Source organism: Rheinheimera pacifica (genome assembly GCF_024809855.1).
In the GTDB taxonomy this organism is placed as follows: domain Bacteria; phylum Pseudomonadota; class Gammaproteobacteria; order Enterobacterales; family Alteromonadaceae; genus Alishewanella; species Alishewanella pacifica_A.
Genome location: NZ_JANUEM010000022.1, coordinates 1 through 18,196, shown reverse-complemented (window position 1 = coordinate 18,196; position 18,196 = coordinate 1). Strand labels below are relative to the sequence as shown.

Sequence of the window (18,196 nt, the reverse complement as noted above, 5' to 3'; positions counted from 1 at the left end):
CATGCTCTAACTCATCCGTCCAGTTATTGAGGCAATGAGTATGAGCCAATACCAAGCACCGCTAAATGATATTTTATTTAACCTCTTCGACGTTTGGCAGCTAGATAAATACTGGCAGCAGCAAAGTCAGCTCAGTGAGCTTATTGAAGCAGATACTGCAAAAGCTATTTTGGAAGAGGCAGCCAAGATCTGTGAACAACAGCTGGCACCATTATCGGGCGAAGCGGATAGACAAGGCGCTAAGCTACAGGATGGTAAAGTCACGTTGCCGCAGCATTATCAAACCGTTTACCAGAGTCTCACCGAAGGCGGCTGGACCGGCCTCAGTGGTGATCCGCATTTCGGTGGTATGGGCATGCCAAAAGCATTATCCATGATGGTTGATGAAATGCTCTGCAGTGCCGACATTGCTTTTTCGCTTTATCCGGGTTTAACCGCCGGCGCCTGTGTCGCATTGTTACAGCATGCCGATGATGCCACCAAAGCACTGTACTTGCCAAAAATGTACAGCGGCGAATGGTCTGGCACTATGTGCTTAACCGAATCTCATGCGGGCTCTGATCTTGGCATTATGCGCACTACTGCCAAGCCTACGGATGATGGCAGCTATTTGCTAAGTGGCAGCAAAATATTTATTACTGCCGGAGAGCACGACTTAACTTCGAATATTATCCATCTGGTACTCGCTAAACTACCTGACGCGCCCGCTGGCAGCCGTGGTATTTCACTGTTTTTGGTGCCGAAATTTTTGCCGGATAGTGCTGGCGAGCCTGGCGAGCGCAACACTGTAACGGTCGGTTCAATCGAGCATAAAATGGGCATTAATGGCTCAGCTACGTGCGTGCTGAATTTTGACGAGGCTAAAGGTTATTTAATTGGTGAGTCCCACCGTGGTTTAGCCTGTATGTTCACCATGATGAACTATGAGCGATTATCAATGGGTAGCCAGGGTTTAGGTGCTGCCGAGCGCGCTTATCAGAATGCACTGAGTTATGCCAAAGAGCGGCTGCAGGGCAGGATCAGTGAAAAAGACGCCAACAAAGCAGAACCTATTATTGGTCATGCCGATGTACGCCGGATGCTGCTTAACATTAAAGCAATGAATGAAGCCGGCCGTACCTTTGCTACCTGGGTTGCATCGTTGTTAGACAAGGCTAAGTACGATAACTGCCCGGCATCGGCACAACGTGCTAATTTACTCACGCCAATAGCCAAAGCTTTTATGACAGATCAGGGCTTTGATGCCTGTGTTACCGCACAGCAGATATTTGGTGGCCATGGTTATGTTAAAGAGTGGGGCATGGAGCAACTGGTGCGTGATGTACGTATTGCCCAGATTTATGAAGGCACCAACGGTATCCAGGCGGCAGACTTTATGTTGCGTAAAGTAGCAGCAGACCAAGGCTTGGTATTGCTTACGCTTCTTGCAGAGATAAAGGATGAAATGGCTTCCGTACCTATCCACACAGCTGAGTCTTTGCATCTTTATATTGATCAATTACAAAGCTTAACTGCAGAACTGCTGGCACAAGACAGCCGGGCGCAAAGCACTAATGCCTGTGATTACTTAACGTTAGTTTCATATGTTCTTTACGGTTATATGTGGTATAAAAATCTGGCCGCGCTAAAGAACACTTCGCATAGCGAAAGCTTTACAGAGGCAAAACAATATACTGCAGCTTATTATTTTGAGCGCATCTTGCCCAAGGCTGAAGGATTGCTTGCCGTATTAAGGTGTGATTCAGCGATAATGGATAAGTTTGCGACAGACCATTTTTAGCATTAAGGATTGTTATGAAGTACCTGCTCGGTTTAGTTGGCTTATTAGCATTTTCTGCATCTGCAACAGATGCACTGGATAAAAGAATGAAGGCCGAGCAGTGGGACTCATATGCGCCTTTTACGTTGATACCACATCACAATAACTATCTGATGCCGGTAACTTACGTTGATGGTATTGCTCCTATTCTGATTAATGACGGTGAGTCAGCACCGTCAGATAATCTGGAGGCTAAATTTCAGCTTAGCTTAAAGACACCACTGTGGAGTAAGATTTATAACGACAATGGCTATCTGTTTTTTGCCTTCACCCAGCAGGCATATTGGCAGGCCTATAACAGCGAGGTATCCTCTCCATTTCGCGAAAATAACTACGAGCCCGAGCTCATTCTGATGTTTCCGCACTATGCCAATGTTGAGGATGCGGCTAGCCGTATCATCAGCCTGAGTTTATCGCATCAGTCTAACGGTCGTTCTGGTACTCAGTCCCGCAGCTGGAACAGGCTAAAGCTCAGTTGGGTTACTTCTATTGGCAATGTATTCATTAACTTCGAGCCGTACTATCGTTTTAAAGAAGACCCAAAAGAAACGCCAACAGACCCTAAAGGTGATGACAACCCGGATATCACTAAATACATGGGCTGGTTTGAACTGTCTGCTGCGTATAAGCAAGGCGATGCAACCTGGCGTATGATGGTGCGTAACAATTTGCGCAGCGAAAATAAAGGTGCAGTGCGTTTGTCTTATTCAGTACCTTTTAACAACCATATCCGCTTTTATGCTGAGTTGTTTAATGGTTATGGCGAAAGCCTGATCGACTACAATCGTTCTGTTACCCGCTTTGGTATCGGTTTTGAGTTGAATGATATTTTGTAGTGCAATTAATAACCAGTGCTTGCGTTATTAGTGGTTTTCAGTATAATGCGCGGCCAGTCGATTTAATTCTGACTGGCTTGCTAAGTAAACTTTAGTGTTATTTAGCACTTACAGTGCTCCCGATTGGGGAGCAAACGTAACTTCGGTGCATGGGCATCCCCCTTCTTGGGTTGGATAGCTTGTGTTTATTTTTGCTCTTTTTGCTCTTTGAGGCTTTGATACATGAGTAATCAAAGGATTCGCATCCGTCTGAAAGCGTTCGATCACCGTTTGATCGATCAGTCAACCATGGAAATCGTTGACACAGCTAAGCGTACGGGCGCTCAGGTTCGTGGTCCTATTCCACTTCCTACCCGCCAGGAACGTTTCACTGTATTGATTTCTCCTCACGTCAACAAAGATGCACGTGATCAGTACGAAATCCGTACCCACAAGCGTTTAATCGACATCGTTGAGCCAACCGAGAAAACGGTTGATGCGCTGATGCGTTTAGACTTGCCTGCTGGCGTTGACGTTCAAATCAGCCTGGGCTAATCAGACAGGTTTATAGAGAGGTTTAGGAAATGGCTATCGGTCTAGTCGGTCGTAAAGTGGGAATGACTCGCATCTTCACTGAAGACGGCGTTTCAATTCCAGTAACCGTAATCGAAGCGACACCAAACCGTGTAACTGCAGTTAAAACTGCAGATACAGACGGTTACAGCGCACTGCAAGTGACTGCTGGTACTGTAAAGGCAAGCCGTTTGAGCAAGCCAGAAGCAGGCCACTTCGCTAAAGTGGGCGTGGACGCTGGTCGTGGTCTGTGGGAATTCCGCCTGACAGATAACGAAGGTGCTGACATCACTGTCGGCAGCGAAATTACGGTTGAAATTTTCGCTGAAGCGAAAAAAGTTGATGTGTCTGGCACATCAAAAGGTAAAGGTTTTGCCGGTGCTGTTAAGCGCTGGAATTTCCGTACTCAGGATGCTACTCACGGTAACTCTTTATCACACCGTGCCCCAGGTTCAATTGGTCAGAACCAATCACCGGGTAAAGTATTCAAGGGTAAAAAAATGGCTGGTCACTTAGGTGCTGAGCGCGTAACCGTGCAGTCACTGGAAGTGGTTCGTGTAGACGCAGAGCGTAACCTGCTGTTAGTGAAGGGTGCAATCCCTGGCGCTATCGGTGGCGACGTGATCGTTAAACCAGCTGTTAAAAGCTAACGTCTGAGGAGATAAGTGATGGAATTAGCATTACGAGACGCTCAAGGCGTTCTTGAAGTTTCCGAAGCTACCTTTGGACGTGAGTTTAATGAAGCTTTGGTTCATCAGGTTGTTGTAGCTTATGCAGCCGGCGCCCGTCAGGGTACCCGCGCTCAGCTGACACGTTCTGAAGTACGCGGTGGTGGTAAGAAGCCATGGCGTCAAAAAGGTACAGGCCGCGCGCGTGCCGGTACTATCCGCAGCCCAATCTGGCGCGGAGGCGGTGTAACTTTTGCGGCTAAGCCACAAGATCACAGCCAAAAAGTAAACCGTAAAATGTATCGTGGTGCGATCCAAAGCATCCTGTCTGAATTAGTTCGTCAAGAGCGTTTAATCGTGGTGGAAAATTTCGCCGTTGATTCGCCTAAGACCAAAGATTTAACTGCAAAGTTAAAATCAATGGACTTAAAAGACGTGTTAATCGTGACTAACGAAGTGGATGAGAACCTGTTCTTATCAGCACGTAACCTGTACAAGGTTGATGTGCGTGACGTACACGGTATCGACCCGGTCAGCTTAATCGCATTCGACAAAGTGTTAATGACTGCTGCTGCAGTTAAGCAACTTGAGGAGCTGTTAGCATGATCCGCGAAGAACGTTTACTGAAGGTTATTTTAGCACCACACGTATCTGAAAAGAGCACTGTGTCTGCTGAAAAACATAATACAGTCGTTTTCAAGGTAGCCACTACTGCGACTAAAGCTGATGTTAAAGCAGCAGTTGAAAAACTGTTCGAAACAGAAGTAGTCGGTGTGCGTACTGTTAACGTTAAGGGTAAGACCAAGCGCACTGGTGCGCGTATGGGCAAGCGTAGCGATTGGAAAAAAGCTTACGTCACTCTTAAAGAAGGCAGCGAAATCGATTTCGTTGGCGGCGCTGAGTAAGAAGAGGAGTTAGGAAATGGCACTTGTAAAGTGTAAACCTACGTCACCAGGTCGTCGCCACGTATTAAAAGTGGTTAACCCAGACCTGTACAAAGGCAAGCCTTATGCCCCTTTGTTAGAGAAAAATTCAAAAACTGGTGGTCGTAACAACAACGGTCGTATCACTACCCGTCATATCGGTGGTGGTCACAAGCAGCATTACCGTTTAGTTGACTTCAAACGCAACAAAGATGGCATTCCGGCCAAAGTTGAGCGTTTAGAGTACGATCCAAACCGTACTGCTAACATCGCACTGGTGTTATACGCAGACGGTGAGCGCCGTTACATTCTGGCCCCTAAAGGCCTGAAGGTGGGTGATTCAGTGGTTTCAGGTATGGAATCACCAATCAAAGCCGGTAACAGCTTACCACTGCGCAATATCCCTGTTGGTCAGGTAGTACACAACATCGAAATGAAACCAGGTAAAGGTGGTCAGTTAGCTCGTTCTGCTGGCGCATTTGTGCAGATCCTGGCTCGTGACGGTGAGTATGTAACTCTGCGTTTACGCAGCGGTGAAGTACGCAAAGTATTAGCAGATTGTCGCGCGACTATCGGTGAGATCGGCAACGCGGAACATATGTTACGTCAATACGGTAAAGCTGGTGCAATGCGCTGGCGTGGCGTTCGCCCAACCGTACGTGGTGTAGTAATGAACCCGGTTGATCACCCACACGGTGGTGGTGAAGGTAAAACTTCTGGTGGTCGTCACCCTGTATCTCCATGGGGCGTTCCAACGAAGGGTTACAAAACTCGTTCAAACAAGCGTACTGATAAACTTATCGTACGTCGTCGTGATAAATAATTTGTGAGGAATTGCCATGCCACGTTCTCTCAAGAAAGGTCCATTTATTGACCTTCACTTGCTGAAGAAGGTAGAGAAAGCGTTGGAAAGCGGTGACAAGAAGCCTATTAAGACTTGGAGCCGTCGTTCAATGATCATACCTGATATGATCGGTTTGACCATCGCTGTCCATAATGGTCGTCAACATGTACCGGTGTTTGTCTCGGAAGAGATGATTGGTCACAAGTTAGGTGAATTTGCACCTACTCGTACCTATCGTGGTCATGCAGCCGACAAAAAGGCCAAGAAGCGCTAAGGGGTAAATGATGCAAGCATTAGCTAAACACAAATTTGCCCGTTCTTCTGCACAAAAAACCCGTCTGGTTGCTGACCAGGTGCGTGGATTGTCAGTAGATAAGGCGCTGAACGTACTGACTTACAGCCCGAAAAAAGCGGCTGAGTTAGTTAAAAAGGTTCTTTTATCAGCCATTGCCAACGCTGAGCACAACGAAGGCGCGGATATTGATACGCTGAAAGTTAAGACCATCTTCGTTGATGAAGGTCCGTCTATGAAGCGCATCAAGCCACGTGCTAAAGGCCGTGCTGACCGTATCGTCAAGCGTACCAGCCACATCACTGTGGTTGTAGCTGATAACTAGGAGAGAGAAATGGGACAGAAAGTACATCCTAATGGTATTCGCCTAGGTATCACTAAGCCATGGAGCTCAACCTGGTTCGCGAATACGAAAGACTTCCCGGATTTCTTAAACGGTGACTTTAAAGTTCGTCAGTACCTGACAAAAGAACTGAAAGCCGCGTCAGTAAGCCGGATCGATATTGAACGCCCTGCGAAAAGCATCCGTGTGACAATTCACACTGCACGTCCAGGCGTAATCATCGGTAAGAAAGGTGAAGATGTTGAGAAAATCCGCAAGCAAGTAGCTGCCATCGCTGGCGTACCTGCGCAGATTAACATCTCTGAAATCCGTAAGCCTGAGCTGGATGCCAAATTAGTTGCTGACTCAATCAGCAGCCAGTTAGAGCGTCGCGTAATGTTCCGTCGTGCTATGAAGCGCGCGGTACAAAACGCCATGCGTATCGGTGCCAAGGGTATCAAAGTTGAAGTTAGCGGCCGTTTAGGCGGCGCAGAAATCGCTCGTTCAGAGTGGTACCGTGAAGGCCGTGTGCCACTTCACACTCTGCGTGCTGACATTGATTACAATACCTCAGAAGCACTGACTACTTACGGTATCATTGGTGTGAAAGTGTGGATTTTCAAAGGCGAGATCTTAGGAGCTCTGCCATTGAACAACAACACCAACAACGCCAACAATAACAACCAGCCTAAAGCGCCGAAAAAACCGGCACGTAAGGCTAAGTAGGGGTATTGAGCGATGTTGCAACCAAAACGTACAAAATTTCGTAAAGTGCACAAAGGTCGTAACCGTGGTTTAGCCCAGGTTGGCGATAAAGTATCTTTCGGTACTTATGCACTGAAATCTGTAGAACGTGGTCAAATGACTTCACGTCAAATTGAATCTGCACGTCGTGCTATGACGCGCGCTGTTAAGCGTGTTGGTAAAATCTGGATCCGTGTGTTCCCAGACAAGCCAATCACTGCTAAGCCGCTGGAAGTACGTATGGGTAGTGGTAAAGGTTCTGTTGAGTACTGGGTATGTCAGATTAAACCTGGCAAAGTACTGTACGAAATGGACGGTGTGTCTGAAGAGTTAGCGCGTCATGCATTTGCACTGGCTTCCGCTAAGCTACCATTTAAGACAGCCTTTGTAACGCGGACGGTAATGTGATGAAAGCCAGCGAATTAAAAGCGAAAAGTGTTGAAGAGTTAAATACTGAATTACTGGGTTTATTACGTGAGCAGTTCAACCTGCGCATGCAATTAGCTACCGGTCAGTTAGCTCAAACGCATTTATTTAAGCAGGTGCGTCGTGATATCGCGCGCGTTAAGACCATCTTAACCGAGAAGGCAGGTGCGTAATGAGTGAAACTAATACTCGTACACTGCAAGGTAAAGTGATCAGCAACAAAATGGACAAGTCTATTACTGTTGCGATCGAGCGTTCGGTGAAGCACCCAATTTACGGGAAATTCATCAAGCGTACTACCAAGCTGCACGTACATGATGAAACCAATCAGTGTAAAGAAGGCGACGTAGTCACTATCCGTGAATGCCGTCCTCTGTCTAAGACTAAGTCTTGGACGCTGGTTGCTGTAGTCGAATCAGCATCTTAATTCGTTGAGATGTGAAAAGCGGCTCCTTTGGGGGCCGCTTTTATTTTGCGCTACCTTTTTAACAAGAGTGCTGTTATAATCACGCGCCCTCTTGTCAGGGGGTAGTTTTTATCGTAAGCAGCGTAACCCGTGAGGGTTATTTAGTAGAATAGCGGAGCACTAAGATGATCCAGATGCAATCTATGCTGGAAGTCGCAGACAACAGCGGCGCGCGCAGCGTAATGTGTATTAAGGTCTTAGGTGGTTCACATCGCCGTTATGCTGCAATTGGTGACATCATCAAAATTACTGTTAAGGAAGCAATTCCGCGCGGTAAGGTTAAAAAAGGTGATGTACTGAATGCAGTGGTGGTGCGTACACGCAAAGGCGTACGCCGTCAGGACGGGTCATTAATCCGTTTTGATCGCAATGCAGCAGTGTTGTTAAACAGCAAGCTGGAACCGATCGGCACTCGTATTTTCGGGCCTGTTACACGTGAACTTCGTGGCGATAAGTTTATGAAGATCGTGTCTCTGGCACCTGAAGTACTGTAAGGAGTCACCATGGCTAGTAAAATCCGTCGTGATGACGAGGTTGTTGTTCTTACTGGTAAGGACAAGGGTAAGCGCGGTAAGGTTACTAAAGTGTTAGTAGCTGAAGGCCGTGTTTATGTTTCCGGCGTTAACCTGGTTAAAAAGCATCAGAAGCCTGTACCGGCTCTGAATCAGCCAGGCGGTATCGTTGAGAAAGAAGCCTCAATTCATGTTTCAAACGTAGCGATCTTTAACTCTAAAACGGGTAAAGCAGATCGTGTAGGTTTCCGCCTTGAAGACGGCAAAAAAGTACGTTTCTTCAAGTCGAATAACGAAGTAATTTAATTGCTATTGGAGTAATACGATGGCGAAACTGCATGAAATTTACAAAGACACCGTAGTCCCAGAACTGTTTAAGCAGTTCGGCTACACCAGCGTCATGCAAGTCCCTCGGATTGTTAAAATCACACTCAATATGGGTGTGGGTGAAGCCGTAGCTGATAAAAAGATCCTTGATAACGCTGTAGCAGATTTAACTGCTATTGCCGGCCAGAAACCTCTGGTAACTAAGGCTCGTAAATCAGTAGCTGGTTTCAAAATCCGTGAAGGCTACCCTATTGGCGCAAAAGTGACCCTGCGCGGCGAGCGTATGTGGGAATTCTTAGAGCGTTTAGTCTCTATTGCTATCCCGCGTATCCGTGACTTCCGTGGTGTAAACCCGAAGTCGTTCGATGGCCGTGGTAACTACAGCATGGGTGTACGTGAGCAAATCATTTTCCCAGAAATCGACTATGACAAAGTAGACGCAGTACGTGGTTTAGATATCACTATTACGACTACCGCGCGTACCGATGACGAAGGACGTGCTTTACTTGCCGCGTTTAACTTCCCATTCAAGAAATAAGGTGTAGGGTCATGGCAAAACAATCAATGAAAGCACGTGAAGTAAAGCGTGCACAACTGGTAGCCAAATTCGCTGCAAAGCGTCATGAACTGAGAGATGCGATTGCCAATCCAGCGACTTCTGACGAAGACCGTTGGGCAGCCGTTCTGAAGTTACAGACGTTGCCGCGTGATTCAAGCCCTTCGCGTCAACGTAATCGTTGTCGTGTAACTGGTCGTCCACACGGTTACCTGCGTAAATTCGGCATGAGCCGGATCAAGGTCCGTGAAGCGGCGATGCGCGGTGAAATTCCTGGCCTTCGTAAGGCTAGCTGGTAAGAATCACGGGAGTAACGAGCTATGAGTTTGCAAGATCCAGTAGCGGATATGTTTACTCGCATCCGCAACGGCCAGTCAGCCAATAAAGTTGCGGTTAAGATGCCATCTTCAAAACTGAAGGTGTCTATTGCGAAAGTATTAAAAGACGAAGGTTACATCGCTGATTTCGCGGTTTCTGGTGATGTTAAGCCAGAGCTGGAAGTAACATTAAAGTACTTCCAGGGCAAATCTGTAATTGAAACTATCGATCGTGTTAGTCGTCCAGGTCTGCGCATCTATAAGAAGCGTGGCGATTTACCTAAGGTAATGGGCGGTTTAGGTGTGGCCATCGTGTCAACATCTAAAGGACTAATGACTGACCGCGCCGCGCGCAAGGTTGGTATCGGTGGCGAAATCATCGGCTACGTAGCGTAACGGAGGTAGTAATCTATGTCTCGTGTTGCTAAGGCCCCAGTCACTATCCCAGCCGGCGTTACTGTAACGCAAAAAGGTCAGGTAGTGTCGTTCAAGGGCAAAAACGGCGAGTTAACATTAGATGTTAACCCAGCGGTTGAAGTCGTGGTAGATGGTAACGTTTTACGTACCAATCCACGTGACGGCTTCGATGGCGCTGACGCGCAAGCGGGTACTGCCCGTGCGTTAATCAACAACCTGGTTACTGGTGTAACTGAAGGCTTCGCACAGAAGCTGGAACTGGTTGGTGTTGGTTACCGTGCGAAAGCAGAAGGTAAAGTATTGAACCTGAGCCTGGGCTTTTCTCACCCAGTGGTGTTTCAGGTACCTAACGGTATCACTATTGAAACGCCAAGCCAGACTGAAGTACTGGTAAAAGGTGCTGACAAGCAATTAGTTGGTCAGGTTGCCGCTAACATCCGGGCATACCGTAAACCAGAGCCTTATAAAGGCAAAGGTGTGCGCTATGCAAATGAAAACGTGCGTCGTAAAGAAGCGAAGAAAAAGTAGGGTAGGACGATGGATAAGAAACTTGCTCGTCTGCGCCGTGCCAAACGCACTCGCAGAAATATTATCGAACAAGGTGCGAATCGCCTGGTTGTACACCGTACACCACGTCACATCTACGCCCAGCTTATCGCACCAAATGCTGAAGTGATTGCTGCAGCTTCTACTGTAGAAGCTTCAATCAAAGACTCACTGAAGTACACTGGTAACGTAGATGCTGCTAAGGCTGTAGGTAAAGCGATTGCCGAACGTGCAGTAGCCAAAGGCGTTACTGCTTGTGCTTTTGACCGCAGTGGCTTCCAGTATCATGGTCGCGTACAAGCTCTGGCTGACGCGGCGCGTGAAGCCGGTCTTCAGTTCTAGGAGTAGCTCATGGCTAACGAAGAAGCTAAACAACAATCTGATTTACAAGAGAAGCTTGTTGCAGTAAACCGCGTGTCAAAAGTTGTTAAAGGTGGTCGGATTTTCTCCTTCACCGCTTTGACTGTGGTTGGTGACGGTAATGGTCGCGTTGGTTTTGGTTATGGTAAAGCACGTGAAGTTCCAGCTGCTATTCAAAAGGCAATGGAAAAAGCACGTCGCAACATGACTCAGGTTGAGTTAAACGGTAACACGTTACACCACCCAACCCGTGGTGTTCACTCAGGTTCAAATGTTTACATGCAACCTGCAGCAGAAGGTACTGGCTTGATCGCCGGTGGTGCAATGCGCGCCGTACTGGAAGTTGCCGGCGTACAAAACATTCTGTCTAAGTGTTACGGCTCAACTAACCCAATCAACGTAGTTCGCGCAACTATCAATGCTCTGTCGACTGTTAAGTCGCCAGCTCAAATAGCTGCTAAACGCGGTTTACGCGTTGACGACATTCTGGGGTAATCTGCCATGGCGAAGAAGACAATTAAAGTAACCCAAACGAAGTCAAGCATCGGTCGTTTACCGAAGCACAAGGCCTCGTTAACTGGGTTAGGTTTACGCCGCATCGGTCACACTGTTGAAGTTGAAGATACACCTTCAGTTCGCGGTATGATCAACGCTGTGTATTACATGGTTAAAGTGGAGGAGTAACAGATGTTATTAAATACTATTGCTCCGGCACCTGGTGCAAAAAAAGAAAAACGCCGTTTGGGCCGTGGTATCGGCTCTGGCTTAGGTAAAACCGGTGGCCGTGGTCACAAAGGTTTAAAATCACGCTCTGGCGGTTCAGTTCGTCCAGGTTTTGAAGGCGGTCAAATGCCTTTGAAACAGCGTTTACCTAAGTTTGGTTTCACTTCACGGAAGTCTCTGATTTCTGCTGAAGTACGTCTGCACGAACTGGCAGCGGTAAAAGGTGATGTAGTTGATTTGGCTAGCCTGATGGAAGCTAACATCATCGCCCGTACTGTTAAGTTCGCTAAAGTTGTACTGTCTGGCGAGATCACTCGTCCGGTAACCGTAAAAGGTTTAGGTGCAACTAAAGGCGCGCGTGCAGCAATCGAAGCCGCTGGCGGTAAAGTCGAAGAATAATAAGGATAGTACGCGATGGCTAAACCAGGTTCGGACTCAAAAAGTGCAAAAGGCGGATTCAGCGAGCTGAAAGCCCGTCTGTTATTTGTACTTTTGGCCATAATCGTATTCCGGTTAGGTTCCTTTGTGCCAATTCCTGGAATTGACGCCGCCGTGCTGGCTCAGTTATTCGAGCAACAAAAGGGCACCATCGTTGAAATGTTCAATATGTTCAGCGGTGGCGCACTTGAGCGTGCTTCGGTATTTGCGTTGGGTATTATGCCCTACATCTCAGCCTCTATTATTGTTCAGCTGTTAACGGTGGTTCATCCCGCCATGGCAGAACTGAAAAAAGAAGGTGAAGCTGGAAAGCGCAAAATTAACCAGATGACACGCTACGGTACTTTAGCATTAGCAACGTTACAGGCCATTGGTATTGCCACTGGCCTGCCTAACATGATGCCTGGTTTAGTAATAAACCCTGGCTTTGCATTTTACTTTACTGCGGTAATCAGTTTGGTTACCGGTACCATGTTTTTAATGTGGTTAGGCGAGCAAATTACAGAGCGTGGCATTGGTAACGGTATTTCGTTGCTGATTTTTACCGGTATTGTTGCCGGCTTCCCGTCGGCCATTGGTCAGACGATTGAGCAGGCACGTCAAGGCGATTTGCACTTTTTACTGTTAGTTGCGATAGGTGCGATCGTAATTGCGATTACCTGGTTTGTGGTGTTCTTTGAACGCGGCCAGCGTCGGATTGTGGTCAATTACGCTAAGCGTCAGCAAGGCCGTCAGGTGTTTGCCGCGCAAAGCAGCCATTTACCGTTAAAGGTCAATATGGCCGGTGTAATTCCACCGATTTTTGCCTCTAGCATTATTCTGTTCCCCGGAACGATAGCCAGTTGGTTTGGTTCAGGTGAAGGTGCGGTAGCTAACTTCCTACAGGAATTAGCATTAACATTATCTCCGGGACAACCGTTGTATATGATGTTATACTCCGCGGCCATTATTTTCTTTTGCTTCTTCTATACTGCGCTGGTGTTTAATCCGCGTGATACTGCAGAAAATTTAAAGAAATCTGGTGCTTTTATCCCTGGGATCCGTCCTGGTGAGCAGACATCAAAATACATTGATAAAGTGATGACACGGTTAACCTTAGCAGGTGCCCTGTATATAACCTTTATCTGTTTAGTTCCTGAGTTCATGATGGTTGCGTGGGACGTACAGTTCTACTTCGGTGGTACTTCACTGCTGATTATCGTTGTGGTTATCATGGACTTTATGGCACAGGTACAGACGCATTTGATGTCGCATCAATATGATTCTGTGCTTAAAAAGGCAAATCTTAAAGGCTACGGCCGTTAAGATAGTTTGCGGAGTTAAGTTATGAAAGTACGAGCTTCCGTTAAGAAGATCTGCCGTAACTGCAAAGTGATCAGACGTAACAACGTTGTTCGCGTTATTTGCAGCGAGCCAAAGCACAAACAGCGCCAAGGCTAATAGCAGAACAAAATGATACTGTGGGCTGGGCTGATTGGTTTAGCCCCTTTATCGTTTGCAATATCAGCGCCATTTGAGTATCCTTACGGGCTTTTCAAATTGGCATTTTTAAACTCTATTATAGGAGAACGTTAGTGGCCCGTATCGCTGGCATTAACATCCCCGATAATAAGCATGCGGTCATCTCTTTGACCTATGTTTATGGTATCGGCAAAACCCGCGCTAAATCGATTTTAGCTGCAGTGGGTATCGAAGAAAGTACTAAAATTGCTGCGTTAAGCGACGCTCAGTTAGATACACTTCGTGACGAAGTTGCAAAATACACCGTTGAAGGTGACTTGCGCCGTGAAATCACATTAAACATTAAGCGTTTAATGGACCTGGGTTGCTACCGTGGCCTGCGCCACCGTCGTAGTCTGCCGGTTCGTGGTCAGCGCACTAAAACTAATGCGCGTACCCGTAAGGGCCCACGTAAAGCGATTAAGAAATAAGGTGATTCAACATGGCTAAAGCACCAGTTCGTACTCGTAAACGGGTAAAAAAGCAAGTTTCAGACGGTATGGCTCATATCCATGCTTCTTTCAACAACACCATCGTGACGATTACTGATCGTCAGGGTAATGCACTGTGCTGGGCAACTGCCGGCGGTTCAGGTTTCCGTGGTTCACGTAAATCTACTCCGTTCGCTGCTCAGGTAGCTGCAGAGCGCGCCGGTACTGCCGCGCTGGAATATGGTCTGAAGAACCTTGAAGTGTTTGTGAATGGCCCAGGCCCAGGCCGCGAATCAGCGATTCGTGCTCTGAACGCCGCTGGTTACAAGATCACAAATATCACCGACGTGACGCCTATCCCGCATAACGGATGCCGTCCACCTAAAAAACGTCGCGTGTAATTACAGCGCTTCACGGATTATTGGAGAAAGAAGATGGCAAGATATTTGGGTCCTAAGCTCAAACTCAGTCGTCGCGAAGGTACAGATCTGTTCCTGAAGAGCGGCGTTAGAGCAATTGATTCAAAGTGTAACTTAACTACTGCCCCTGGTCAGCACGGCGCTCGCCGCGGTCGCTTATCAGACTACGGTTTACAGTTACGCGAGAAACAAAAAGTACGTCGTATGTATGGCGTATTAGAAAAGCAGTTCCGTAACTATTACAAGGAAGCTGCTCGTTTGAAAGGTAATACAGGTGAAAACTTGTTAGCGTTGTTAGAGTCACGCTTAGACAACGTTGTATACCGTATGGGTTTGGCCAGTACTCGTGCTGAAGCACGTCAACTGGTTAGCCATAAAGCTATTATGATTAATGGCCAAGTGCTGAACATTCCATCATACAAAGTATTACCTGAACAAGTGATCTCAGTTCGTGAGAAAGCGAAAAAGCAAGCCCGTATTGGTGCTGCGCTTGAAGTAGCTGCACAACGTGAGAAACCAACTTGGATCGAAGTAGATAACACGAAACTGGAAGGCGTTTTTAAGCGTCTGCCTGAGCGTTCAGACTTGTCTGCTGACATCAACGAACAGTTAATCGTCGAGCTTTACTCTAAGTAAAGCTAATTGTTAAGAGAGGATACAATGCAGGGTTCTGTCACCGAATTCCTTAAGCCGAGATTAGTTGGTATCGAAAAAATCAACCCAACTCGTGCCAAAGTTACTTTGGAACCACTTGAGCGCGGTTTCGGGCATACCTTGGGCAACGCGTTACGTCGTATTCTGCTTTCGTCAATGCCAGGTTGTGCAGTGACTGAAGTTGAGATTGACGGCGTTCTCCATGAGTACAGTGCCAAAGAAGGTGTACAGGAAGATATCATTGATATCCTTCTGAACCTGAAAGGCCTTGCCGTTCGCCTGGAAGACAAAGATGAAGTCACGCTGACTTTGACGAAGAAAGGTGCTGGCCCTGTAACCGCTGGAGACATCCAGCATGGCGACGGTGTGGTTATTACCAACCCTGAGCACGTTATTTGCAACCTGACTGGCGAGACTGAATTCAGTATGCGTCTGAAAGTTGAGCGTGGTCGCGGTTATGTGCCTGCATCAGCGCGTTTGTCCTCAGATGATGACGAGCGTCCTATTGGTCGTCTGTTACTGGATGCCTCATTCAGCCCGGTAGAGCGTATAGCCTACTCAGTTGAAGCAGCGCGGGTAGAGCAGCGTACCGATCTGGACAAACTGATCATCGATATGGAGACCAACGGCACAGTAGAGCCAGAGGAAGCCATTCGCCGTGCAGCAACAATTCTGGCCGAACAGCTGGAGTTCTTCGTCGAGCTGCGCGATAAGAGCGAACCGGAAAAACGCGAAGAGAAGCCGGAGTTTGATCCGATTCTGTTACGTCCGGTCGATGATTTGGAATTAACAGTTCGTTCTGCTAACTGCTTGAAGGCAGAGCAGATTCAGTACATTGGTGATCTGGTTCAGCGTACCGAGGTTGAGTTACTTAAAACACCTAACCTGGGTAAAAAGTCGCTTACCGAAATCAAAGACGTGCTGGCATCACGCGGTTTATCTCTGGGTATGCGCCTTGAGAACTGGCCGCCAGCGAGTCTGGTAAATAAAGACTAATCAGATACCAGTTTCTGGTTTAGTGAGAAGGAATAGATCATGCGCCATCGCAAGAGTGGTCGTCAATTAAACAGGAACAGCAGCCACCGTACGGCAATGTTCCGCAATATGGCAAGCTCGTTGGTGAAGCACGAAATCATCAAAACGACTTTGCCAAAAGCTAAAGAGTTACGTCGTGTGATCGAGCCGTTGATCACATTGGCAAAGAATGACAGCGTTGCAAACCGCCGTTTAGCTTTCGCCCGTACTCGTGATAAAGAAGTAGTGGGTTTGTTATTCAACGTACTGGGACCGCGTTACAACGCACGCCCAGGTGGTTACACTCGTATTCTGAAGTGTGGCTTCCGTGCCGGTGATAACGCACCTATGGCTTACATCGAGTTAGTCGATCGTCCAGAAACGGACGCACTGCCAGTTGAAGAAACTGCAGCAGAGTAAGCTTAACAAAATTAAAAAGCCGGGCTTAGCCCGGCTTTTTTATGCCTGTTTGTTTTTCTATCGGTTAATCCTTACTATGGTGTTTTAACTTAACGTCAAGTATTGATCATGCAGAAAATCTTGCTTCTGTTGTTTTTATTTAGTTCATTGCTAGCCGCTCAATCTGCAACTGAAATACAGTATCAGCCTTTACAGCCGTTGTTATCTAAAGTAACAGAGCAATATCCGACATTGCAACACGTGCTGGCTAAGCCAGAACCTTACCGGTTGCAGATTATTTATACTCAAATAGACCGGGACTCTGATAACAGCCCCCATCTTACTTATTATCAATTAGGCCTGAATGATAGCCGCTACTTCTATCCGGCCAGCACAGTAAAATTACCTATATCGTTATTAGCGCTGGAATGGTTGGCGGAGCAAAACATTGCAGCCTTAAATGCTGATACCACTATGCTGACTGATAGCGCTACTGACTGGCAAACAGCGCAGGTAGCAGATACAACAGCAACAAACGGTTTGCCGAGTATCGCCCACTATATAAAGCAAGTGTTATTGGTCAGTGACAACAATGGCAGTAACAGACTGTATGAATTACTGGGGCAGGACTTTATTAACCAGCGCCTGGCAGCGAAAGGCTTGAAGCATAGCGTAATCAACCACCGCCTTAGCGTACCATTAACGACAGAGCAAAACCGGCATTTCAACCCGGTGCGCTTTGTTGATATAAAGGGGGAACCAATTCTGACTTTGCCGGCCCGCAGCACACACCAGCAATATATCAACAAAGATAAGCCGAAACTGGGCAAAGCTTATATCAGTGGTAATGAACTGATTAACTCGCCGATGGATTTCACCGACAAAAACCGTTTTAGTCTTACTGATTTTGATAGTGTAATAAAACGGGTGATCTTTCCGCAGCTCTTTACTGAAAGTGAGCGCTTTAATTTACGGACCGAAGATCGTACTTTGATACTACGCTATATGGCGATGTTGCCACCTGCCAGTATCAATCCTGCTTACGATGTAAAGCAGTACCCTGATAACTACTCTAAGTTTTTGCTGTTTGGTGGTAAGGCACAACAGATACCTGAACATATCCGCATTTTTAATAAAACCGGCTGGGCGTATGGGCATATTATTGATGGCGCCTATATTATTGATCTGGAAAATCAAATCGAGTTCTTTGTTACGGCAGTAATCTACGCTAACGAAAACGACACCTTAAATGACGATCAATATCAGACAGACGAAGTAGCACTGCCGTTTTTGCGTCAGTTAGGTGAATATCTGTATCAGCATGAGCTGCAGCGACCTAAAAAACATAAGCCAGATCTGTCAGAAGCTATCAGAGTTACTGCATCAGAAGCTGAAATCGGCTGATTTATAATCAGAAAATAGGCCTTTTTCAAAGGATCGCTTAAAAAGTGCGCGGTCGATCATATTTCTGTAAAAAAGATCTTGATCGAATTAAAGCGATCTCTATAATGCGCACCACACAGACGGCAGCAAGCGAAAGCAGAAAGCGTCTGACTGAGGTGAAAACCTCGTACCATTGAGCAATGCTCTGGTACAACGCTCTTTAACAATAAGCAATCAATCATCTGTGTGGGCACTTATGATGGATTTCACAAAAATGAAATTTATCGGTTGAGTGGCTATTACAGAAA

Annotated in this window: 31 protein-coding genes; all 31 read left to right on the top strand. The window is 46.9% G+C overall.

From position 1 onward, the window contains the following. The first annotated feature begins 40 nt into the window (after positions 1–40). The 31 genes from M2404_RS19355 to M2404_RS19205 all read left to right on the top strand — a co-directional run bounded on the left by M2404_RS19355 (position 41) and on the right by M2404_RS19205 (position 17,909). Entirely contained in the window at positions 41–1,780 is a 1,740-nt protein-coding gene (locus tag M2404_RS19355; RefSeq protein ID WP_259241568.1) for an acyl-CoA dehydrogenase, read from the top strand. Between the two features lie 14 nt (positions 1,781–1,794). Continuing rightward, positions 1,795–2,655 carry a phospholipase A gene (locus M2404_RS19350; protein ID WP_259241566.1) on the top strand — a complete coding sequence of 287 codons (861 nt, stop codon included), beginning with the start codon at positions 1,795–1,797 and terminating at the stop codon, positions 2,653–2,655. A gap of 222 nt (positions 2,656–2,877) precedes the next feature. Beyond that, positions 2,878–3,189 carry a 30S ribosomal protein S10 gene (rpsJ, locus tag M2404_RS19345; RefSeq protein ID WP_008899121.1) on the top strand — a complete coding sequence of 104 codons (312 nt, stop codon included), beginning with the start codon at positions 2,878–2,880 and terminating at the stop codon, positions 3,187–3,189. Positions 3,190–3,218: 29 nt separating this feature from the next. After that, complete coding sequence (gene rplC / locus M2404_RS19340) at positions 3,219–3,857, top strand: 50S ribosomal protein L3 (protein ID WP_215399477.1); 639 nt, start codon at positions 3,219–3,221, stop codon at positions 3,855–3,857. An 18-nt stretch (positions 3,858–3,875) separates the two neighbouring features. Then, positions 3,876–4,481: a 50S ribosomal protein L4 gene (gene rplD, locus M2404_RS19335; protein WP_259241562.1), complete on the top strand. Its 606-nt coding sequence runs from the start codon at positions 3,876–3,878 to the stop codon at positions 4,479–4,481. Then, a complete protein-coding gene (gene rplW, locus M2404_RS19330; protein ID WP_027672146.1) occupies positions 4,478–4,780 on the top strand; it encodes a 50S ribosomal protein L23 in 303 nt (100 codons plus the stop codon). The genes rplD and rplW overlap by 4 nt, the downstream gene beginning before the upstream one ends. A 16-nt stretch (positions 4,781–4,796) precedes the next feature. Beyond that, entirely contained in the window at positions 4,797–5,621 is an 825-nt protein-coding gene (rplB, locus tag M2404_RS19325) for a 50S ribosomal protein L2 (RefSeq protein WP_215399479.1), read from the top strand. 16 nt (positions 5,622–5,637) lie between these two features. Beyond that, on the top strand, positions 5,638–5,916 hold the full coding sequence (rpsS, locus tag M2404_RS19320; RefSeq protein WP_008950795.1) for a 30S ribosomal protein S19: 279 nt from the start codon (positions 5,638–5,640) through the stop codon (positions 5,914–5,916). Between the two features lie 10 nt (positions 5,917–5,926). Then, positions 5,927–6,259, top strand: a complete 333-nt coding sequence (gene rplV, locus M2404_RS19315; RefSeq protein WP_046559236.1) for a 50S ribosomal protein L22 — start codon at positions 5,927–5,929, stop codon at positions 6,257–6,259. A gap of 9 nt (positions 6,260–6,268) precedes the next feature. Next, positions 6,269–6,982, top strand: coding sequence for a 30S ribosomal protein S3 (rpsC, locus tag M2404_RS19310; protein WP_008224489.1), 714 nt, complete (start codon positions 6,269–6,271; stop codon positions 6,980–6,982). Between the two features lie 12 nt (positions 6,983–6,994). Then, positions 6,995–7,408 (top strand): 50S ribosomal protein L16, encoded by a 414-nt coding sequence (gene rplP / locus M2404_RS19305; protein WP_068238325.1) that lies wholly within the window; start codon positions 6,995–6,997, stop codon positions 7,406–7,408. Beyond that, the gene (gene rpmC / locus M2404_RS19300) at positions 7,408–7,599 is read left to right on the top strand and encodes a 50S ribosomal protein L29 (RefSeq protein WP_068238323.1); all 192 of its coding nucleotides are present in this window, start codon (positions 7,408–7,410) and stop codon (positions 7,597–7,599) included. The genes rplP and rpmC overlap by 1 nt, the downstream gene beginning before the upstream one ends. After that, positions 7,599–7,853 (top strand): 30S ribosomal protein S17, encoded by a 255-nt coding sequence (gene rpsQ, locus M2404_RS19295; protein ID WP_068238321.1) that lies wholly within the window; start codon positions 7,599–7,601, stop codon positions 7,851–7,853. Before rpmC ends, rpsQ begins: the two co-directional genes overlap by 1 nt. Positions 7,854–8,017: 164 nt before the next feature. Further along, entirely contained in the window at positions 8,018–8,386 is a 369-nt protein-coding gene (rplN, locus tag M2404_RS19290) for a 50S ribosomal protein L14 (RefSeq protein ID WP_027672151.1), read from the top strand. A 9-nt stretch (positions 8,387–8,395) separates the two neighbouring features. Then, on the top strand, positions 8,396–8,710 hold the full coding sequence (rplX, locus tag M2404_RS19285) for a 50S ribosomal protein L24 (RefSeq protein WP_068238319.1): 315 nt from the start codon (positions 8,396–8,398) through the stop codon (positions 8,708–8,710). A gap of 19 nt (positions 8,711–8,729) precedes the next feature. After that, positions 8,730–9,269: a 50S ribosomal protein L5 gene (gene rplE / locus M2404_RS19280; protein WP_068238316.1), complete on the top strand. Its 540-nt coding sequence runs from the start codon at positions 8,730–8,732 to the stop codon at positions 9,267–9,269. 11 nt (positions 9,270–9,280) lie between these two features. After that, on the top strand, positions 9,281–9,586 hold the full coding sequence (gene rpsN / locus M2404_RS19275; RefSeq protein WP_215399481.1) for a 30S ribosomal protein S14: 306 nt from the start codon (positions 9,281–9,283) through the stop codon (positions 9,584–9,586). Between the two features lie 21 nt (positions 9,587–9,607). After that, the gene (gene rpsH / locus M2404_RS19270) at positions 9,608–10,000 is read left to right on the top strand and encodes a 30S ribosomal protein S8 (RefSeq protein ID WP_068238308.1); all 393 of its coding nucleotides are present in this window, start codon (positions 9,608–9,610) and stop codon (positions 9,998–10,000) included. 15 nt (positions 10,001–10,015) lie between these two features. Further along, a complete protein-coding gene (gene rplF, locus M2404_RS19265) occupies positions 10,016–10,549 on the top strand; it encodes a 50S ribosomal protein L6 (protein ID WP_259241542.1) in 534 nt (177 codons plus the stop codon). Positions 10,550–10,558: 9 nt separating this feature from the next. Beyond that, positions 10,559–10,909 carry a 50S ribosomal protein L18 gene (gene rplR / locus M2404_RS19260; protein ID WP_068238302.1) on the top strand — a complete coding sequence of 117 codons (351 nt, stop codon included), beginning with the start codon at positions 10,559–10,561 and terminating at the stop codon, positions 10,907–10,909. A gap of 9 nt (positions 10,910–10,918) precedes the next feature. Then, a complete protein-coding gene (gene rpsE, locus M2404_RS19255) occupies positions 10,919–11,422 on the top strand; it encodes a 30S ribosomal protein S5 (protein WP_068238299.1) in 504 nt (167 codons plus the stop codon). Positions 11,423–11,428: 6 nt separating this feature from the next. Beyond that, positions 11,429–11,611: a 50S ribosomal protein L30 gene (rpmD, locus tag M2404_RS19250; protein WP_027672159.1), complete on the top strand. Its 183-nt coding sequence runs from the start codon at positions 11,429–11,431 to the stop codon at positions 11,609–11,611. Positions 11,612–11,614: 3 nt separating this feature from the next. Further along, positions 11,615–12,049 (top strand): 50S ribosomal protein L15, encoded by a 435-nt coding sequence (gene rplO, locus M2404_RS19245; protein WP_259241539.1) that lies wholly within the window; start codon positions 11,615–11,617, stop codon positions 12,047–12,049. A 15-nt stretch (positions 12,050–12,064) separates the two neighbouring features. Next, positions 12,065–13,393, top strand: coding sequence for a preprotein translocase subunit SecY (secY, locus tag M2404_RS19240; RefSeq protein ID WP_068238295.1), 1,329 nt, complete (start codon positions 12,065–12,067; stop codon positions 13,391–13,393). A 21-nt stretch (positions 13,394–13,414) separates the two neighbouring features. Further along, a complete protein-coding gene (rpmJ, locus tag M2404_RS19235) occupies positions 13,415–13,528 on the top strand; it encodes a 50S ribosomal protein L36 (protein WP_082694854.1) in 114 nt (37 codons plus the stop codon). 134 nt (positions 13,529–13,662) lie between these two features. Next, a complete protein-coding gene (gene rpsM, locus M2404_RS19230; RefSeq protein ID WP_068238294.1) occupies positions 13,663–14,019 on the top strand; it encodes a 30S ribosomal protein S13 in 357 nt (118 codons plus the stop codon). Positions 14,020–14,030: 11 nt separating this feature from the next. After that, the gene (gene rpsK, locus M2404_RS19225) at positions 14,031–14,420 is read left to right on the top strand and encodes a 30S ribosomal protein S11 (RefSeq protein ID WP_040552629.1); all 390 of its coding nucleotides are present in this window, start codon (positions 14,031–14,033) and stop codon (positions 14,418–14,420) included. A gap of 33 nt (positions 14,421–14,453) precedes the next feature. Then, the gene (gene rpsD / locus M2404_RS19220; protein ID WP_068238290.1) at positions 14,454–15,074 is read left to right on the top strand and encodes a 30S ribosomal protein S4; all 621 of its coding nucleotides are present in this window, start codon (positions 14,454–14,456) and stop codon (positions 15,072–15,074) included. 24 nt (positions 15,075–15,098) lie between these two features. Next, entirely contained in the window at positions 15,099–16,088 is a 990-nt protein-coding gene (locus M2404_RS19215) for a DNA-directed RNA polymerase subunit alpha (protein ID WP_027672165.1), read from the top strand. A 39-nt stretch (positions 16,089–16,127) separates the two neighbouring features. Beyond that, entirely contained in the window at positions 16,128–16,526 is a 399-nt protein-coding gene (gene rplQ, locus M2404_RS19210) for a 50S ribosomal protein L17 (protein ID WP_068238287.1), read from the top strand. Positions 16,527–16,634: 108 nt separating this feature from the next. Next, a complete protein-coding gene (locus M2404_RS19205) occupies positions 16,635–17,909 on the top strand; it encodes a class A beta-lactamase-related serine hydrolase (RefSeq protein ID WP_259241532.1) in 1,275 nt (424 codons plus the stop codon). Positions 17,910–18,196: the final 287 nt, after the last annotated feature.

What these genes read in the sequence shown, in the direction of transcription:
- M2404_RS19355 (WP_259241568.1), top strand. Translation starts at nt 41, where the DNA reads ATGAGCCAATACCAAGCACCGCTAAATGATATTTTATTTAACCTCTTC.
- M2404_RS19350 (WP_259241566.1), top strand. Translation starts at nt 1,795, where the DNA reads ATGAAGTACCTGCTCGGTTTAGTTGGCTTATTAGCATTTTCTGCATCT.
- rpsJ (WP_008899121.1), top strand. Translation starts at nt 2,878, where the DNA reads ATGAGTAATCAAAGGATTCGCATCCGTCTGAAAGCGTTCGATCACCGT.
- rplC (WP_215399477.1), top strand. Translation starts at nt 3,219, where the DNA reads ATGGCTATCGGTCTAGTCGGTCGTAAAGTGGGAATGACTCGCATCTTC.
- rplD (WP_259241562.1), top strand. Translation starts at nt 3,876, where the DNA reads ATGGAATTAGCATTACGAGACGCTCAAGGCGTTCTTGAAGTTTCCGAA.
- rplW (WP_027672146.1), top strand. Translation starts at nt 4,478, where the DNA reads ATGATCCGCGAAGAACGTTTACTGAAGGTTATTTTAGCACCACACGTA.
- rplB (WP_215399479.1), top strand. Translation starts at nt 4,797, where the DNA reads ATGGCACTTGTAAAGTGTAAACCTACGTCACCAGGTCGTCGCCACGTA.
- rpsS (WP_008950795.1), top strand. Translation starts at nt 5,638, where the DNA reads ATGCCACGTTCTCTCAAGAAAGGTCCATTTATTGACCTTCACTTGCTG.
- rplV (WP_046559236.1), top strand. Translation starts at nt 5,927, where the DNA reads ATGCAAGCATTAGCTAAACACAAATTTGCCCGTTCTTCTGCACAAAAA.
- rpsC (WP_008224489.1), top strand. Translation starts at nt 6,269, where the DNA reads ATGGGACAGAAAGTACATCCTAATGGTATTCGCCTAGGTATCACTAAG.
- rplP (WP_068238325.1), top strand. Translation starts at nt 6,995, where the DNA reads ATGTTGCAACCAAAACGTACAAAATTTCGTAAAGTGCACAAAGGTCGT.
- rpmC (WP_068238323.1), top strand. Translation starts at nt 7,408, where the DNA reads ATGAAAGCCAGCGAATTAAAAGCGAAAAGTGTTGAAGAGTTAAATACT.
- rpsQ (WP_068238321.1), top strand. Translation starts at nt 7,599, where the DNA reads ATGAGTGAAACTAATACTCGTACACTGCAAGGTAAAGTGATCAGCAAC.
- rplN (WP_027672151.1), top strand. Translation starts at nt 8,018, where the DNA reads ATGATCCAGATGCAATCTATGCTGGAAGTCGCAGACAACAGCGGCGCG.
- rplX (WP_068238319.1), top strand. Translation starts at nt 8,396, where the DNA reads ATGGCTAGTAAAATCCGTCGTGATGACGAGGTTGTTGTTCTTACTGGT.
- rplE (WP_068238316.1), top strand. Translation starts at nt 8,730, where the DNA reads ATGGCGAAACTGCATGAAATTTACAAAGACACCGTAGTCCCAGAACTG.
- rpsN (WP_215399481.1), top strand. Translation starts at nt 9,281, where the DNA reads ATGGCAAAACAATCAATGAAAGCACGTGAAGTAAAGCGTGCACAACTG.
- rpsH (WP_068238308.1), top strand. Translation starts at nt 9,608, where the DNA reads ATGAGTTTGCAAGATCCAGTAGCGGATATGTTTACTCGCATCCGCAAC.
- rplF (WP_259241542.1), top strand. Translation starts at nt 10,016, where the DNA reads ATGTCTCGTGTTGCTAAGGCCCCAGTCACTATCCCAGCCGGCGTTACT.
- rplR (WP_068238302.1), top strand. Translation starts at nt 10,559, where the DNA reads ATGGATAAGAAACTTGCTCGTCTGCGCCGTGCCAAACGCACTCGCAGA.
- rpsE (WP_068238299.1), top strand. Translation starts at nt 10,919, where the DNA reads ATGGCTAACGAAGAAGCTAAACAACAATCTGATTTACAAGAGAAGCTT.
- rpmD (WP_027672159.1), top strand. Translation starts at nt 11,429, where the DNA reads ATGGCGAAGAAGACAATTAAAGTAACCCAAACGAAGTCAAGCATCGGT.
- rplO (WP_259241539.1), top strand. Translation starts at nt 11,615, where the DNA reads ATGTTATTAAATACTATTGCTCCGGCACCTGGTGCAAAAAAAGAAAAA.
- secY (WP_068238295.1), top strand. Translation starts at nt 12,065, where the DNA reads ATGGCTAAACCAGGTTCGGACTCAAAAAGTGCAAAAGGCGGATTCAGC.
- rpmJ (WP_082694854.1), top strand. Translation starts at nt 13,415, where the DNA reads ATGAAAGTACGAGCTTCCGTTAAGAAGATCTGCCGTAACTGCAAAGTG.
- rpsK (WP_040552629.1), top strand. Translation starts at nt 14,031, where the DNA reads ATGGCTAAAGCACCAGTTCGTACTCGTAAACGGGTAAAAAAGCAAGTT.
- rpsD (WP_068238290.1), top strand. Translation starts at nt 14,454, where the DNA reads ATGGCAAGATATTTGGGTCCTAAGCTCAAACTCAGTCGTCGCGAAGGT.
- M2404_RS19215 (WP_027672165.1), top strand. Translation starts at nt 15,099, where the DNA reads ATGCAGGGTTCTGTCACCGAATTCCTTAAGCCGAGATTAGTTGGTATC.
- rplQ (WP_068238287.1), top strand. Translation starts at nt 16,128, where the DNA reads ATGCGCCATCGCAAGAGTGGTCGTCAATTAAACAGGAACAGCAGCCAC.
- M2404_RS19205 (WP_259241532.1), top strand. Translation starts at nt 16,635, where the DNA reads ATGCAGAAAATCTTGCTTCTGTTGTTTTTATTTAGTTCATTGCTAGCC.